Genomic DNA, 14,499 nt, shown 5'->3' with positions numbered 1-14,499 from the left:
CTCCTCGTCCTCGGCAACCGCCCCGGGGCCTCGCGGGCACCCCGGCTCGTATCGTGCCCTTCGCATGCCCCGGCGCTTGCCGCGCAACCTCGCGCCCCGAAATGCCGGGAGGCCGAACCATGCCGTTGGCCGTGTGGCATCGAGCGAGGCCGAGCGGGCACGGGAGGCGTGCCTGCTGTTCGGGTGATGCCGGGGGCGTGCGGGCCGCCGATGCCGGCGGGCACTCTCAATCTGAGGCCGAGGACGGCGGCGCGGACGATTCGGCGGCGCGGCGGTATTCGGCGTTGATCCGCTGGGCTTCTTCGAGCTGGTCCTCGAGGATGATGATGCGGCAGGCCGCCTCGATCGGGGTGCCCTGGTCGACGAGTTCCCGGGCGCGGGCGGCGATGCGCAGCTGGTAGCGGGAGTAGCGGCGGTGTCCGCCCGCGGAGCGGAGCGGGGTGATGAGGCGGGCTTCGCCGATGGCCCGCAGGAAGCCCTGGGTCGTGCCGAGCAGCTCGGCGGCCCGGCCCATGGTGTAAGCGGGATAGTCGTCGTCTTCGAGACGGCCGAACGAGTCGTCTGCTGTCATGAAACCTCTCTCGTGGAACACGCGGAGGGGCCCTGGTGCCGTACGGCACCAGGGCCCCGAAGGAACTACTACACCATCTGTCGGCCCTGATACTGCGCCGACCCTGTGTTTCCGCCGACCCGGCCGACACGCTGCCGGGAGTGCGGGGATCGCGGTTGCTTGACCGGAGACCACCTCACTATCGATGTCCTGCGGTACCCGGGCTCAGACTTCCGCCCGGGCGATCCTGATGGCGCCAGGCTCCTCCGCTCTTCCCTCGGTTATCAGTTGCTTACTGCTGGTACTGCTCTACTGCGTACTGCTGATGGCCTGAACCAGCGCCACTCTTCGGCAGCCAGCCCCGTCGCCCATCGTGCGTCTGCTCTGGCTTAGAACCCCACTGCCGAACTTCCCGGCGCGCGCGTCCGCAGCCGACGCCTTCACCGAGGTGCTGCTCACTGACTTCACTGCTGGGTACTGCCACTGCGTCAACTGCGGTACTGCTGACGGCGGCCCCTGATCACTGCGGGCCACCCGGTCCGGTCGTCAGTCCCGTCGCCATCCTGCAACAACCCTGGCTTCGACACTCCACCACCGCACCGCCCTGCGGGTAATGCTGCCCGGCAGTTCGTCTCTGCCGGGCCCTGCTGTCTCTCTGGGCTACGAGAGAAACCATAACCACGCCAGCGCCCAATGTCTACTTCGGCCATCATAGATTTTCATGCTCGTCGGCGAGAGCTCCGGGGCGGCTGTTGCGAGCATCGAGGTGGCCGTCCACGACTCCAGCCCCACGCGGCGCGTATGCGCGCCCCCGGCCTGCACGGCGGCACCCGTGGATTCGGCCGGCCCATGGCCCACCGTCTCGCCCGAGCGGCTGCGGTCATCCGTCGGGCCTGCGGCGGGAAGACGGCCAGTGCTCCTCGACCGGTGTGCTACCGGTCGAACGGACGGGACGGCCGGTGCATAAAATCGGCTCTCATGTCGAAGCCTGACGAGCTGCTCGTTGACGTCGCCACCCTGGTGGAGTCCGGGCAGAGCAATCAGATGTCCCTGACCGTGGTCACCGGTGGCGCTGTCATCACCGGTCGGCTGGCTCCCGAAGCCGCGTGGAGGCAGCGGGTGTCGGAGGTCCTGACGGACTCGGCCCGTCTGGGCGAGTTCGCCGCCGTCTTCACCGCCACGACACCCCGGGAGGGGCCGCCCACCCATCTGCACTTCCACGTGGCCCGCATCCTGCAGGGCACGGTGGGGATCCCGGAGACGGGTGGGATGTACCGCGTCTCGATCGCGGATGTCAGCGCCTGGACCATGGGCGACTTCAGCTACTCCGACCACTGACCCGGCGTCCTGTAGGAAACCCCGGGTACGCGGGAGGGCCCGACCGGCGCGCTTGCCGGTCGGGCCCTCTTCGCTGTTCGGGTGTCGGCTCGCGCCGGCCCTGTCCGTCAGACGGCAACCGGGGTGCCGAGCATCGCGGAAGCCTGCTGGAGCGGGCTGAGGACATGCGTGGGTACGGCGGCCCGGGGGAGGCCGCGGCACGTGAACCCGAGCTGGGTCATGGCCCGGAGGACTTCACCGGCGCTGAAGTCACGCCGGTCCTGGCGGGTGATGACCTGGCCGACCTGTTTGACGGGGTAGGTACGGCGCCCGATGATCACGGACTCGCCGGTGACCTGCTCGGGCTTGACGCCCTTCATCGACTCCAGGACACCGCTTTTGGTCAGGTCGAACGGGAAACGGGCGATGACACAGCGCATGTTGCCTCACAGAAAGACGTAGGGGGGGACGGTCGTGCGGCGGTTCAGCGGGCAAGGGCGAGGACGCCCAGAGCGCTGCCCTGCTCGTCGACGACCGGCAGGGCATCGAGCCTGCGGCGGCGCATCGCGTGCTCGGCTTCGGCCATCGTGGTCAAGGGAGAGGTGACCGGCCCGCGGTCTCCCAGGAGGTCGCGGAGTCGGACCCGGTCCGTGTACGCCGCGCTGTCGCGGACGGTGGCGAGCCTGGCCAGGGTGACCAGCCCGGTGCACAGGCCGTCCTCGTCGCAGACGAGCAGATGACCCGCGCGGGCACTGGCCATGACAGCCAGGGCCACCTCGACCGTCATGTCGTCACAGACCTGCGGACCGGCCGCCTCCATCGCGTCGTCCTCCGTCCGGTGCACAGGGTTGGCGTTCGTCGAGCGGGACTGCATCCGGACCAGCGTCACAACGTGCCTCCTGCAGAGATGGGTCAGTGTCCTGATCACGTGGTGCTCAGGCCGCCGCATCGAAGGCGGACTGCCGCACGCTCACACGTCGGACCGTCGAAGCGGGCCGTCGCCTGCCGCGGGAGGCCGGGCTGCGCTTGGCGCGTTCGACGACCGGTGCGGTGATGACGACGGGGATGCCGGAGGGTGCCTGGGCGCCGGTGATGCGGTTCAGGGCCTCTTCGCCCGAGCGGACCTGGGTGGTCAGCGGGGTGATCCCGGCGGCCTGCATGAGGCGGGTCATGTCGCGGCGCTGGTTGGGGGTGACCAGGGTGACGACGCTGCCGGACTCGCCGGCGCGGGCGGTGCGGCCGCCCCGGTGGAGGTAGTCCTTGGGGTCGGTCGGCGGGTCGACGTTCACGACGAGGTCGAGGTTGTCGACGTGGATGCCGCGCGCCGCCACGTTCGTCGCGACCAGCACGGTCACGTGGCCGGTCTTGAACTGGGCGAGGGTGCGGGTGCGCTGCGGCTGCGACTTCCCGCCGTGCAGGGCGGCGGCACGGACACCGCTGTTCAGCAGGTCCTGGGTCAGCCGGTCGACGGCGTGCTTGGTGTCCAGGAACATCATCACGCGGCCCTCGCGCGCCGCGATCTCCGTCGTGGTGCGGTGCTTGTCGCCGCCGTGGACGTGCAGCACGTGGTGCTCCATCGTGGTGACCGCGCCCTGCGAGGGATCCACGGAGTGGACGACGGGGTCGGTCAGGTAGCGGCGGACCAGCAGGTCGACATTGCGGTCCAGGGTGGCGGAGAACAGCATCCGCTGGCCGCCGGGGCGGACCTGGTCCAGGAGGGCGGTGACCTGCGGCATGAAGCCCATGTCGGCCATCTGGTCGGCTTCGTCCAGGACGGTGATCGCGACCTGGTTCAGGTGGCAGTCGCCGCGGTCGATGAGGTCCTTCAACCGCCCGGGCGTGGCTACGACGACCTCCGTGCCTCCGCGCAGCGCTCCGGCCTGCTTGCCGATCGACATGCCGCCGACGACGGTGGTCAGGCGCAGCTTCACGGCGCGGGCGTACGGCGTGAGGGCGTCGGTCACCTGCTGCGCCAGCTCGCGGGTCGGGACGAGGACCAGGGCGAGCGGCTGGCGCGGCTCTGCGCGCTGCCCGGCGGTACGGGCCAACACGGCCAGGCCGAAGGCCAGGGTCTTGCCGGAGCCGGTACGTCCTCGGCCGAGCACGTCACGGCCCGCGAGGGAGTTGGGCAGGGTGGCGCCCTGGATCGGGAACGGCACGGTCACGCCCTGCGCGCCGAGGGCGGCCAACAGCTCGGCCGGCATGGCGAGATCGGCGAAGGCCTCGACGGCGGGCAGCGCGGGAGTGATGGTCTTCGGCAGGGCGAACTCGCCCTGAACCGCGGCGGGTCGGCGGCCGTAGCCGCCCGAGCGGCTCGGACCTCCGGAACGGCTCGGGGAGGACGATCCGAAGCGGCTGCCCCGTTCCGAACCGGCGGTAGCGCCGAATGCGGGGCCGCCGGTGCGGCTGCGGGCGCGGGAGGAACGGTCATTCGTACGAGTGCGGTTCATTCAGAACCTTCCTTGATGCGGCACGTATCAAGGAATTCCCGCAGCGGAAACGCAGCGCAGGGAATCACAAGAACGGGCCGAATGGAATGCGAAAGCGACTCTGGACTACAGAGATTCTGTACGGTCGCAGGTGCTGAGACGGGGTGGCGTCAGGTGGACGCGACATGCAGGAAAGGCGAGTGGGGTTGTAGCTCCGAGGAGGCTGTAACCCCGAGTGCTTCGTTCCGCAGGTGACACCACTGCGGGAAATGCGTGCAGCTGGGTCCCGCACCCCGAGGGATGCGGGCCCCAGCTACGAAATGCGCGTCAGCGTCAGGCGGGAACGATGTTCTCGGCCGTCGGGCCCTTCTGGCCCCGCGCGATGTCGAAGGTGACCTTCTGGCCTTCCAGCAGCTCGCGGAAGCCCTGGGCTGCGATGTTCGAGAAGTGGGCGAAGACATCGTCGCCGCCACCGTCCTGCTCGATGAAGCCGAAGCCCTTTGCAGCGTTGAACCACTTCACGGTGCCAGATGCCACGTAATATCTCCTTTGGGGCAGTACGCTGGCGTCCGCACTGTACGGACACCGTGTCGCCGCGATGATGCCCCGCCGGAAAATGACCGGAAATATGAAGCGCTCGGCCGTGGTGGAAGCCCACTGGGGCGCTTGAAGTTTTTGGGTACCAAAACTGCAACCGAGATCGACAGTAGCACGCCGCAGCTGTTTGTGTGCGTGAAATATCTCCATCGGGTGCGGCGCGGAAAACTCTCCCTGCGGGGTCCATTGAATTCTCTGACGGCGGGGACAGATATTGATTCCCCCCGAGCGCAGCGTTTCGGGAGCAAGGGTGTCCCCAAGTTGCGACGTGCAGTCCATCGGTACCGACGGTGGCGGCCGTCTCGGCGGGAAGGCGTGTGCCGGCTCTCCGAGCAGGCCACTCCCGTCAGTTGGGGCACGTGGAGGGCGCGGAGGAGTCGTACAGGCCTGGACAACGACGAAGGCCCAGGTCGCTGACCTGGGCCTTCGTGCAAGAGCGGATGACGGGAATCGAACCCGCGCTATAAGCTTGGGAAGCTCATGTTCTACCATTAAACTACATCCGCGCAGCGGGCCAGTCGCCTGGACCCCTACCGTTGGACACTCTACCCCATGATCGACCCCCGGTGTATTTGCCGCGGAGTCGTCGTTGTCTGTCGTGTGCACGGAGGCGTGTGGGTACGGGAGTTGGGGCGTACCGTGTCGTGCGGAGCGCGGCGGCTGGAGCGAGTGCGGATCATCCCCTAATGTGGCGATTCGTCGCAGATTGGCTCGTTGGGGAAAGGGACTCGATGGAGCACACCGTCGTCCGTTGTGCCGAAGGGCACGTTTTCAGTACTGCCTCCTTCCCGCTGCAGCACCTCGGTGCCGGCCGGATCGGACCAGGGCGGCTGCTGCGGTGTCCGCGGTGCGCGCGCCTGCGGCAGGCCGTGCCCGTTGGCGGTGCGCCCAAGCGCTGAGCGCCGGGTGTGAGACGTACGGCCGGGCGCGCGGGCGTTCCCTCTCGATTGGGGGTGGCCCGCGCGCTCTGCGTATCCTCGGCACGTGCTTCTCTCTGACAAAGACATCCGGGCCGAGCTCGACAGCGGACGGGTTCGCATCGACCCGTTCGACGAGGCGATGGTGCAGCCCTCCAGCATCGATGTGCGTCTCGACCGGTTCTTCCGGGTGTTCGAGAATCACCGCTACGCCCACATCGACCCCGCGGTCGAGCAGCCGGACCTGACGCGGATGGTCGAGCCCGAAGGGGACGAGGCGTTCATCCTGCATCCCGGTGAGTTCGTCCTCGCGTCGACCTACGAGGTCATCTCGCTGCCCGACGACATCGCCTCCCGGCTGGAGGGGAAGTCCAGCCTGGGCCGTCTCGGCCTCGTGACGCACTCGACCGCCGGGTTCATCGACCCCGGGTTCTCGGGTCACGTGACCCTCGAGCTGTCGAACCTGGCGACGCTGCCGATCAAGCTCTGGCCGGGCATGAAGATCGGGCAGCTGTGCATGTTCCGGCTCAGCTCGCCCGCGGAGTTCCCGTACGGCAGCGAACGGTACGGCTCCAGGTACCAGGGGCAGCGCGGGCCGACCGCCTCGCGCTCCTTCCAGAACTTCCACCGCACCCAGGTGAGGCACGAGGCATGAGCGACGCAGTACGCGAGAACCTGACCTACGAGGGCTTCGGCGCCGCCGTGCGCGAGCTGGCGCAGACCATCGCCGACGACGGCTACGAGCCCGACATCATCCTGAGCATCGCCCGCGGCGGCGTGTTCGTCGCCGGCGGCCTGGCCTACGCCCTGGACTGCAAGAACATCCACCTGGTGAACGTGGAGTTCTACACCGGCGTCGGCACCACGCTGGAGATGCCGGTCATGCTGGCGCCCGTGCCCGAGGCGATCGACTTCACCGACAAGAAGGTCCTCATCGCCGACGACGTCGCCGACACCGGCAAGACGCTCAAGCTGGTGCACGACTTCTGCCTGGGCCACGTCGCCGAGGTGCGCTCCGCCGTCATCTACGAGAAGTCCCACTCGCTCGTGAAGTGCGAGTACGTGTGGAAGAAGACCGACGAGTGGATCAACTTCCCCTGGTCGGTCGAGCCGCCGGTCGTCAAGCGTGAGGGCCAGGTCCTCGACGCCTGAGACGCCTGATCCGATCCACCGCGGTCCGACCGGACATGCGCGAGGGGCCCCCGGCCGTTGCCGGGGGCCCCTCGCGCATGGGCGTGCCTGCCGGATCTAGATGGTGCCCAGCTTGATGATCGACAGCAGGGCGATCAGCTGGATCGCGGAGGCGCCCAGCGCCTTCGGCCACGGCAGGTCGTGCGACTTGCTGACCAGCGAGGTGAAGAGCGCGCCCGCGGCGACCCAGGTGGCCCAGCCCAGTACCTGGACGATCATGTTGTCGCCGCCGAGGAACACGGCGAACAGCAGGCGCGGGGCGTCCGTGATGGACATGACCAGCATCGACAGGCCCACGGTGGGCTGCCAGCTGCCGTCGCCGCCCATCTGCCGGGCCAGGGTGTGCGTGACCGCGCCCAGCAGCAGACCGCAGATGACGAAGGCCGCGCCGGCGGACAGCACGATCGGGACGGCCTTCGACAGGGTCGCGTTGATCACGTCCTGGCGGGCGTCGTCGAGGCCGAAGACCGCCAGGAGACCGTAGAGGAAGGTCACGACCAGCGCCGGACCCCAGACGGGGTAGTCGCGCATCTGGAGGAAGGTCTGCCCCGGCCGCGTCACGATGCCGCGGAGCAGCTCCTTCCACGGCAGCCGCGGCCCGGACGGCGCCGCCGCGGCGCCCGCGTGGTAGGTCGCACCCTGGCTGTACGGGTCCTCGCCGACGGCGAAGACCTGCGTGTGCCCGGGGTTGTCGTTGTTGTAGTTGCCGCCGCCTCCGTGGCCGTACGGGGGCTGCTGCGCGTGTGGGTGCTGCTGCCCGTACGGGTCGAAGTACTCCGGCTCGCCGTGGCCCCCGGCGTTCGGCTGCGGCCACTGCTGCTGCGGTGGCGGCCCGCCGACGGGAGGGTAGGGCGGCTGGCCGTACGGCGGCGGTTGCTGCTGACCGTACGACTGCTGCTGCTGCGGGGGTTGTTGGGGAGCGCGGTTGTTGTCCCGGCCGCGTCCGATCCTGAATCCAGCCACGTGATCGAACGTACCTGGTCCGGCGGCCTCCGGTGGCCGGGCAGCCGGAACAGGCACCCTTTGCGGCTGACCTGTGACATCCCTTAGGGGATCCCCGGGGGGTTGGCCCTACCCCCGGAGAGCGCCGACCAGGTGTCTGGTTTACGCAGTTGCGTAGCGTTCTGCGGCTCTTCGTTGCTTTGTCGATGGAATACCCGCATACATGCGCAGCACCCGCCGAACCCCCCGCCGAACCACTCTCCGTACCGCCGCGGTCGTCGTCGGCGCGGCGACCGTCCTGGCGCTCCCGGGTCGGGTCCGCCGGCAGTGGCAGTGGCAGTGGCAGCGGTGTCGTGGCGTCGGCGGGTGCCGCGGGGCTCGGCTTCGCCGTTCTGACGGGCCGCGAGCCGGGTGGCGGCCGGGGCTGACCGGAACGCCGGAACGGCCGGTCCCCGAGCGGGGACCGGCCGTTCCGTTGCGTGCCCTGTGCCTGGCGGCTGCCTACTTGGCGTCCTCGGCCTTCGCGTCGCCCTGCGTCGGCGCCTCGGCTCCCGCCCGGGGCTCGGCCTCGGCCGTCGTGCCGCCCTGCGGCGCCGCCTCGGCTTCCGGCTTCGCCTCGGCTTCCGCCTTGCCCTTGGGCTCGGCTTCCGGCTTGGGCGCGGACTCCGGCTCGGTCTCGGCTTCTGCCTTCGGCTCAGTTTTCGCCGTGGGCTCGGCCGTGGCGTCGGCCTCCGGCGCCCCTTCCGACTTCGCGTCCGCCTCGGCCTTCGCATCGGCTTCGGCCTTGGCCTTCGCCTCCGCCTCCGCCTCCGCCTTGGCCTTCGCTTCGGCTTCGGCCTTTGCCTTGGCTTCCTCGGCCGCCTTCGCCTTGGCCGCCGCTTCCGCCTCCGCCGCAGCGGTCGCCGCTGCCGCTTCCGCCTCGGCCTCCGCCGCCAGGGCGGCCAGTTCCGCCTCCGTCGGGCCCGGGGCCTTGACCGACTCCAGCAGCAGCTGGGCCACGTCCAGGACCTGCACGGACTCCTTCGCCTGGCCGTCGTTCTTCTTGCCGTTGACCGAGTCGGTCAGCATGACCAGGCAGAACGGGCAGGCGGTCGAGACGATGTCGGGGTTGAGGGACAGGGCCTCGTCGACGCGCTCGTTGTTGATGCGCTTGCCGATCCGCTCCTCCATCCACATCCGCGCGCCACCGGCGCCGCAGCAGAAGCCCCGCTCCTTGTGGCGGTGCATCTCCTGCTGACGCAGACCCGGCACGGCCGACATGATCTCGCGCGGCGGCGTGTAGACCTTGTTGTGCCGGCCCAGGTAGCACGGGTCGTGGTATGTGATCAGACCGTCGACCGGCGTCACCGGCGTCAGCCGGCCCTCGTCGATCAGGTGCTGGAGCAGCTGCGTGTGGTGGATGACCTCGTACTCGCCGCCCAGCTGCGGGTACTCGTTCGCGATGGTGTTGAAGCAGTGCGGGCAGGTCGAGACGATCCGCTTCGCCGACTTCGGCTTCTTCGTCTCCGGGGCGTCGTCGTCCTCGCCGAAGGCCATGTTCAGCATGGCCACGTTCTCCTGGCCCAGCTGCTGGAACAGCGGCTCGTTGCCCAGGCGGCGCGGCGAGTCACCGGTGCACTTTTCGTCGCCGCCCATGATCGCGAACTTGACGCCCGCGATGTTCAGCAGCTCCGCGAAGGCCTTCGTGGTCTTCTTGGCCCGGTCCTCCAGGGCGCCGGCGCAGCCGACCCAGTAGAGGTAGTCGAACTCGGAGAGGTCCTCCGCGTCCTTGCCGATGATCGGGACCTCGAAGTCCACCTCCTTCGTCCACTCGACGCGCTGCTTCTTCGCCAGGCCCCAGGGGTTGCCCTTCTTCTCCAGGTTCTTGAGCATCGTGCCCGCCTCGGACGGGAACGCGGACTCGATCATCACCTGGTAGCGGCGCATGTCGACGATGTGGTCGATGTGCTCGATGTCGACCGGGCACTGCTCCACGCACGCACCGCAGGTCGTGCAGGACCACAGCACGTCCGGGTCGATGACGCCGTTCTCCTCGACCGTGCCGATCAGCGGGCGCTCGGCCTCGGCCAGCGCCGTGGCCGGGACACCGGCGAGCTGCTCCACCGTGGCCTTCTCGTTGCCCTCCATGTCCTTGCCGCCACCGGCCAGCAGGTACGGGGCCTTGGCGTGCGCGTGGTCGCGCAGCGACATGATCAGGAGCTTGGGGGAGAGCGGCTTGCCCGTGTTCCAGGCGGGGCACTGCGACTGGCAGCGGCCGCACTCGGTGCACGTGGAGAAGTCGAGGATGCCCTTCCAGGAGAACTGCTCGACCTGGGAGACGCCGAAGTTGTCGTCCTCGCCCGGGTCCTCGAAGTCGATCTCCTTGCCGCCGCTGGTCATCGGCTGGAGCGCGCCCAGCGCGGTCGCGCCGTCGGCGTTCCGCTTGAACCAGATGTTCGGGAAGCCGAGGAAGCGGTGCCAGGCGACACCCATGTTGGTGTTCAGGGAGACCACGATCATCCAGATCAGCGAGGTGCCGATCTTGATCATCGCGGTGAAGTAGATGGCGTTCTGCAGAGTGCTCGCCGACAGCCCGTCGAAGGCCATGACCAGCGGGTACGAGATGGCGTACGCCGGCTCCCAGCCGTCCACGTGGTGGATCGCGCCCTCGAGGCCGCGCAGGCACAGGATCGCGAGGCCGATGGTGAGGATGATGTACTCGACGAAGTACGCCTGCCAGGCCTTCGAGCCGGCGAAGCGAGACTTGCGGCCGGCCCGGGAGGGCAGGCTGAGCAGGCGGATCGCGATCAGGACCAGGATGCCGACGACCGTCATCAGGCCGATGAACTCGATGTAGAGCTCGAACGGCAGGAAGCCGCCCAGGACCGGAAGGGTCCAGTCGGCCTGGAAGAGCTGACCGTAGGCCTGGGCCAGGGTCGGCGGGAGCGTCAGGAAGCCGATCGCGACGAACCAGTGCGCGAAGCCGACGATGCCCCAGCGGTTCATGCGGCTGTGGCCGAGGAACTCCCGGACGAGGGTCAGCGTTCGGGCCTTCGGGTCGTCCGTGCGGCTGCCGGCCGGCACGGGCTGACCGATCTTCACGAAGCGGTAGATCTGCGCCACGGCTCGTGCGAGCAGCGCGACGCCGACCACGGTCAGGACCAGCGACACGATGATCGCGGCGAGTTGCATGGGAGGGCTCCTCGGGCGGCACTTACTAAGCGGTAACTTATGAAGTCAAGGCTTGAGGTTACCCATTCCCGACGCCGCAATGTAGCTGAGCGTGCGGTGATCTGTGTCGCTCAGGCGAGCCTTTGTCGGTAGGCCGCCCGCGGGGTTCGCGCCAGGATCGCCAGGTCCATCCCGAGCCAGTGGTTCTCCACATAATGCCGGTCGAGCAGCGTCATCTCCTCCCAGGGGAGGTCGGAGCGTGTGCTCACCTGCCACAAACCGGTCATTCCGGGGCGTACGAGGAGCCGGTCGGGGCGGTCCGTACGGGCCTCCGGGCGCGGGCCGACCAGCGACATCTCGCCGCGGATCACGTTGAGCAGCTGAGGGAGGCCGTCGAGGGCACACCGCTCCACGAGTGCGCCCGCCCGCCCCGCCGCGGCCGTGTCGAAGCGCCAGGTCCGCAGCGGCCGCCCGGCGAGGCCGGCGGCGGCCTCCCGTGCGAAGGGGTGCCCGCCGGTGGCCGCGTACAGCAGCGCGGCGACCGCGGCCAGGGCCGGCGCGAGCAGGACCAGCAGGATGGCCGCCCCGACGAGGTCGAGCACCCGCTTCGCCGGCGGGGCCGCGGGTACCCGCACCCGCCGGGGGGCGGTGGGTGTGAGGGGCATACCGGCACGCTGCCGTACGGGTGTCGCGGGCCCGGCGCGCCGCGCGGCGCAGGTCCCTCGTCCGGCGGCGCCGGCCCGGGGAAAACGCAGGGTTGCGCGTAAGCGGCAGCTAAAGGTTGAGTCGACTCGACTCAGTTCTGTTGACGCGGGCGCGGCGTTGCGGCATGGTTGAGCCTGTTCCACTCAAGTCAGCTGGAGGAATCGAAATGGCACGTGCGGTCGGCATCGACCTGGGCACCACTAACTCCGTCGTCAGCGTTCTGGAAGGCGGCGAGCCCACCGTCATCACCAACGCCGAGGGCGCCAGGACCACGCCGTCCGTCGTCGCCTTCGCCAAGAACGGCGAGGTCCTCGTCGGCGAGGTGGCCAAGCGCCAGGCGGTCACGAACGTTGACCGGACCATCCGCTCCGTCAAGCGCCACATGGGCACTGACTGGAAGATCAACCTGGATGGCAAGGACTTCAACCCGCAGCAGATGAGCGCCTTCATCCTGCAGAAGCTGAAGCGCGACGCCGAGGCGTACCTGGGCGAGAAGGTCACGGACGCGGTCATCACCGTCCCGGCCTACTTCAACGACTCCGAGCGCCAGGCGACCAAGGAGGCCGGTGAGATCGCGGGCCTCAACGTCCTGCGCATCGTCAACGAGCCGACGGCCGCCGCCCTGGCCTACGGTCTCGACAAGGACGACCAGACGATCCTCGTCTTCGACCTCGGTGGCGGCACCTTCGACGTGTCGCTCCTGGAGATCGGTGACGGTGTCGTCGAGGTCAAGGCCACCAACGGTGACAACCACCTCGGTGGTGACGACTGGGACCAGCGCGTCGTCGACTACCTGGTGAAGCAGTTCGCCAACGGCCACGGCGTCGACCTGTCCAAGGACAAGATGGCGCTCCAGCGTCTGCGCGAGGCCGCCGAGAAGGCGAAGATCGAGCTGTCCTCCTCCACGGAGACCACGATCAACCTGCCGTACATCACGGCGTCCGCCGAGGGCCCGCTGCACCTGGACGAGAAGCTCACGCGCGCCCAGTTCCAGCAGCTGACCGCGGACCTGCTCGACCGCTGCAAGACCCCGTTCCACAACGTCATCAAGGACGCCGGCATCCAGCTGTCCGAGATCGACCACGTGGTCCTGGTCGGCGGCTCCACCCGCATGCCGGCCGTCGCCGAGCTGGTGAAGGAGCTGACCGGCGGTCAGGACGCCAACAAGGGCGTCAACCCGGACGAGGTCGTCGCCATCGGCGCCACCCTCCAGGCCGGTGTCCTCAAGGGTGAGGTCAAGGACGTCCTGCTCCTCGACGTGACCCCGCTGTCCCTCGGCATCGAGACCAAGGGCGGCATCATGACCAAGCTCATCGAGCGCAACACCACGATCCCGACCAAGCGGTCCGAGATCTTCACGACGGCCGAGGACAACCAGCCGTCCGTGCAGATCCAGGTCTACCAGGGCGAGCGCGAGATCGCGGCGTACAACAAGAAGCTCGGCATGTTCGAGCTGACCGGCCTGCCCCCGGCCCCGCGTGGCGTCCCGCAGATCGAGGTCTCCTTCGACATCGACGCGAACGGCATCATGCACGTCACGGCCAAGGACCTCGGCACGGGCAAGGAGCAGAAGATGACCGTCACCGGCGGCTCCTCGCTCGGCAAGGACGAGGTCGACCGCATGCGCCAGGAGGCGGAGCAGTACGCGGACGAGGACCTGCGCCGCAAGGAGGCCGCCGAGTCCCGCAACCAGGGCGAGCAGCTCGTCTACCAGACGGAGAAGTTCGTCAAGGACAACGAGGACAAGGTCCCGGCCGAGGTCAAGACCGAGGTCGAGTCCGCCGTCGCCGAGCTGAAGGAGAAGCTCAAGGGCGAGGACACCGGCGAGATCCGCAGCGCGACCGAGAAGCTCGCCGCGGTCAGCCAGAAGCTCGGCCAGGCGATCTACGCCGACGCGCAGGCCGCCCAGGGCGCCGCAGGTGCCGCCGCCGGTGACGCGGGTCAGGCCAAGGCCGACGACGACGTCGTCGACGCCGAGATCGTCGACGACGAGAAGCCGAAGGGTGGCGCTGCCTGATGTCGGAGGAGACCCCGGGCTTCGACGAGAAGCCCGAAGTCCCCGCCGACGCCGCTCAGGACGACGCCGAGCCGAAGGCCGCCGACTCCGCCGACACGGCGGAGGGGGCGGCCCCGGCCGGGGACAGCGCACAGGATGTGGCCCTGCTGGCGCAGCTGGACCAGGCCCGTACCGCGCTCGGTGAGCGCACCGCGGACCTCCAGCGGCTCCAGGCGGAGTACCAGAACTACCGCCGCCGGGTGGAGCGGGACCGGATCACCGTCAAGGAGATCGCGGTCGCGTCCCTTCTGACGGAGCTCCTGCCGACGCTCGACGACATCGGCCGGGCGCGGGAGCACGGCGAGCTGGTCGGCGGCTTCAAGTCGGTGGCCGAATCGCTGGAGACGGTCGCCGCGAAGATGGGCCTGCAGCAGTTCGGCAAGGAGGGCGAGCCCTTCGACCCGACGGTCCACGAGGCCCTGATGCACTCGTACGCGCCGGACGTCACGGAGACGACCTGCGTGGCGATCCTGCAGCCGGGGTACCGGATCGGCGAGCGTACGATCCGTCCCGCACGGGTCGCGGTGGCCGAGCCCCAGCCGGGCGCGGCCCCCAAGTCCGAGTCCGCGGAGGGCGACCAGCCGTCCGGCGAGGACGCGGATGCAGCCGATCAGGGCTGACGCAGTACACGTAGAGGCACGGGAG

13 protein-coding genes, 1 tRNA gene and 1 pseudogene are annotated in these 14,499 nt (G+C 69.1%); 6 read left to right on the top strand and 9 right to left on the bottom strand.

All coding sequences use genetic code 11. The features are described 5' to 3' along the window. Positions 1–226 precede the first annotated feature (226 nt). Positions 227–571, bottom strand: a complete 345-nt coding sequence (locus ACZ3X1_RS08670) for a MerR family transcriptional regulator (RefSeq protein ID WP_356811587.1) — start codon at positions 569–571, stop codon at positions 227–229. Positions 572–1,528: 957 nt separating this feature from the next. Between ACZ3X1_RS08670 and ACZ3X1_RS08665 the strand changes: the two genes are divergently transcribed. Then, a complete protein-coding gene (locus ACZ3X1_RS08665; protein WP_356811588.1) occupies positions 1,529–1,888 on the top strand; it encodes a hypothetical protein in 360 nt (119 codons plus the stop codon). Between the two features lie 107 nt (positions 1,889–1,995). On the opposite strand, the gene ACZ3X1_RS08660 is transcribed toward ACZ3X1_RS08665, so the two are convergent. The 5 genes from ACZ3X1_RS08660 to ACZ3X1_RS08640 all read right to left on the bottom strand — a co-directional run bounded on the left by ACZ3X1_RS08660 (position 1,996) and on the right by ACZ3X1_RS08640 (position 5,399). Continuing rightward, entirely contained in the window at positions 1,996–2,307 is a 312-nt protein-coding gene (locus ACZ3X1_RS08660) for an SCO5918 family protein (protein ID WP_356811589.1), read from the bottom strand. Between the two features lie 44 nt (positions 2,308–2,351). Continuing rightward, positions 2,352–2,756: a CBS domain-containing protein gene (locus tag ACZ3X1_RS08655; protein WP_356811590.1), complete on the bottom strand. Its 405-nt coding sequence runs from the start codon at positions 2,754–2,756 to the stop codon at positions 2,352–2,354. A gap of 46 nt (positions 2,757–2,802) precedes the next feature. Then, on the bottom strand, positions 2,803–4,317 hold the full coding sequence (locus ACZ3X1_RS08650) for a DEAD/DEAH box helicase (protein WP_467277955.1): 1,515 nt from the start codon (positions 4,315–4,317) through the stop codon (positions 2,803–2,805). Between the two features lie 312 nt (positions 4,318–4,629). After that, entirely contained in the window at positions 4,630–4,833 is a 204-nt protein-coding gene (locus tag ACZ3X1_RS08645) for a cold-shock protein (RefSeq protein WP_356811592.1), read from the bottom strand. Positions 4,834–5,328: 495 nt separating this feature from the next. Further along, positions 5,329–5,399 (bottom strand) — tRNA-Gly (locus ACZ3X1_RS08640). A 180-nt stretch (positions 5,400–5,579) separates the two neighbouring features. Here ACZ3X1_RS08640 and ACZ3X1_RS08635 point away from each other — a divergent pair. From ACZ3X1_RS08635 to ACZ3X1_RS08625, 3 genes are all read left to right on the top strand, one after another. Next, positions 5,580–5,792, top strand: a complete 213-nt coding sequence (locus ACZ3X1_RS08635) for a hypothetical protein (RefSeq protein ID WP_356811593.1) — start codon at positions 5,580–5,582, stop codon at positions 5,790–5,792. A gap of 85 nt (positions 5,793–5,877) precedes the next feature. Further along, positions 5,878–6,465: a dCTP deaminase gene (gene dcd / locus ACZ3X1_RS08630; protein ID WP_030647898.1), complete on the top strand. Its 588-nt coding sequence runs from the start codon at positions 5,878–5,880 to the stop codon at positions 6,463–6,465. Continuing rightward, on the top strand, positions 6,462–6,962 hold the full coding sequence (locus tag ACZ3X1_RS08625; RefSeq protein ID WP_030647900.1) for a phosphoribosyltransferase: 501 nt from the start codon (positions 6,462–6,464) through the stop codon (positions 6,960–6,962). Before dcd ends, ACZ3X1_RS08625 begins: the two co-directional genes overlap by 4 nt. Before the next feature lie 96 nt (positions 6,963–7,058). Here the strand turns inward: ACZ3X1_RS08625 and ACZ3X1_RS08620 are convergent, their stop codons facing one another. The 3 genes and pseudogenes from ACZ3X1_RS08620 to ACZ3X1_RS08610 all read right to left on the bottom strand — a co-directional run bounded on the left by ACZ3X1_RS08620 (position 7,059) and on the right by ACZ3X1_RS08610 (position 11,758). Continuing rightward, on the bottom strand, positions 7,059–7,964 hold the full coding sequence (locus tag ACZ3X1_RS08620; RefSeq protein WP_390075480.1) for a Yip1 family protein: 906 nt from the start codon (positions 7,962–7,964) through the stop codon (positions 7,059–7,061). Between the two features lie 942 nt (positions 7,965–8,906). After that, positions 8,907–11,114: pseudogene (locus ACZ3X1_RS08615) on the bottom strand ((Fe-S)-binding protein); the annotation flags it as partial. A gap of 110 nt (positions 11,115–11,224) precedes the next feature. Beyond that, positions 11,225–11,758, bottom strand: a complete 534-nt coding sequence (locus ACZ3X1_RS08610; RefSeq protein WP_356811595.1) for a sugar transferase — start codon at positions 11,756–11,758, stop codon at positions 11,225–11,227. Between the two features lie 206 nt (positions 11,759–11,964). Between ACZ3X1_RS08610 and dnaK the strand changes: the two genes are divergently transcribed. After that, positions 11,965–13,815 carry a molecular chaperone DnaK gene (gene dnaK, locus ACZ3X1_RS08605; protein ID WP_356811596.1) on the top strand — a complete coding sequence of 617 codons (1,851 nt, stop codon included), beginning with the start codon at positions 11,965–11,967 and terminating at the stop codon, positions 13,813–13,815. Next, a complete protein-coding gene (grpE, locus tag ACZ3X1_RS08600; RefSeq protein WP_356811597.1) occupies positions 13,815–14,474 on the top strand; it encodes a nucleotide exchange factor GrpE in 660 nt (219 codons plus the stop codon). Before dnaK ends, grpE begins: the two co-directional genes overlap by 1 nt. The last annotated feature ends 25 nt before the right edge of the window (positions 14,475–14,499 follow it).

This window comes from Streptomyces sp. NPDC023541 (assembly GCF_055559995.1).
Note: the sequence above shows the minus strand (reverse complement) of the source record. Positions and strands in the feature narration are given on the sequence as shown.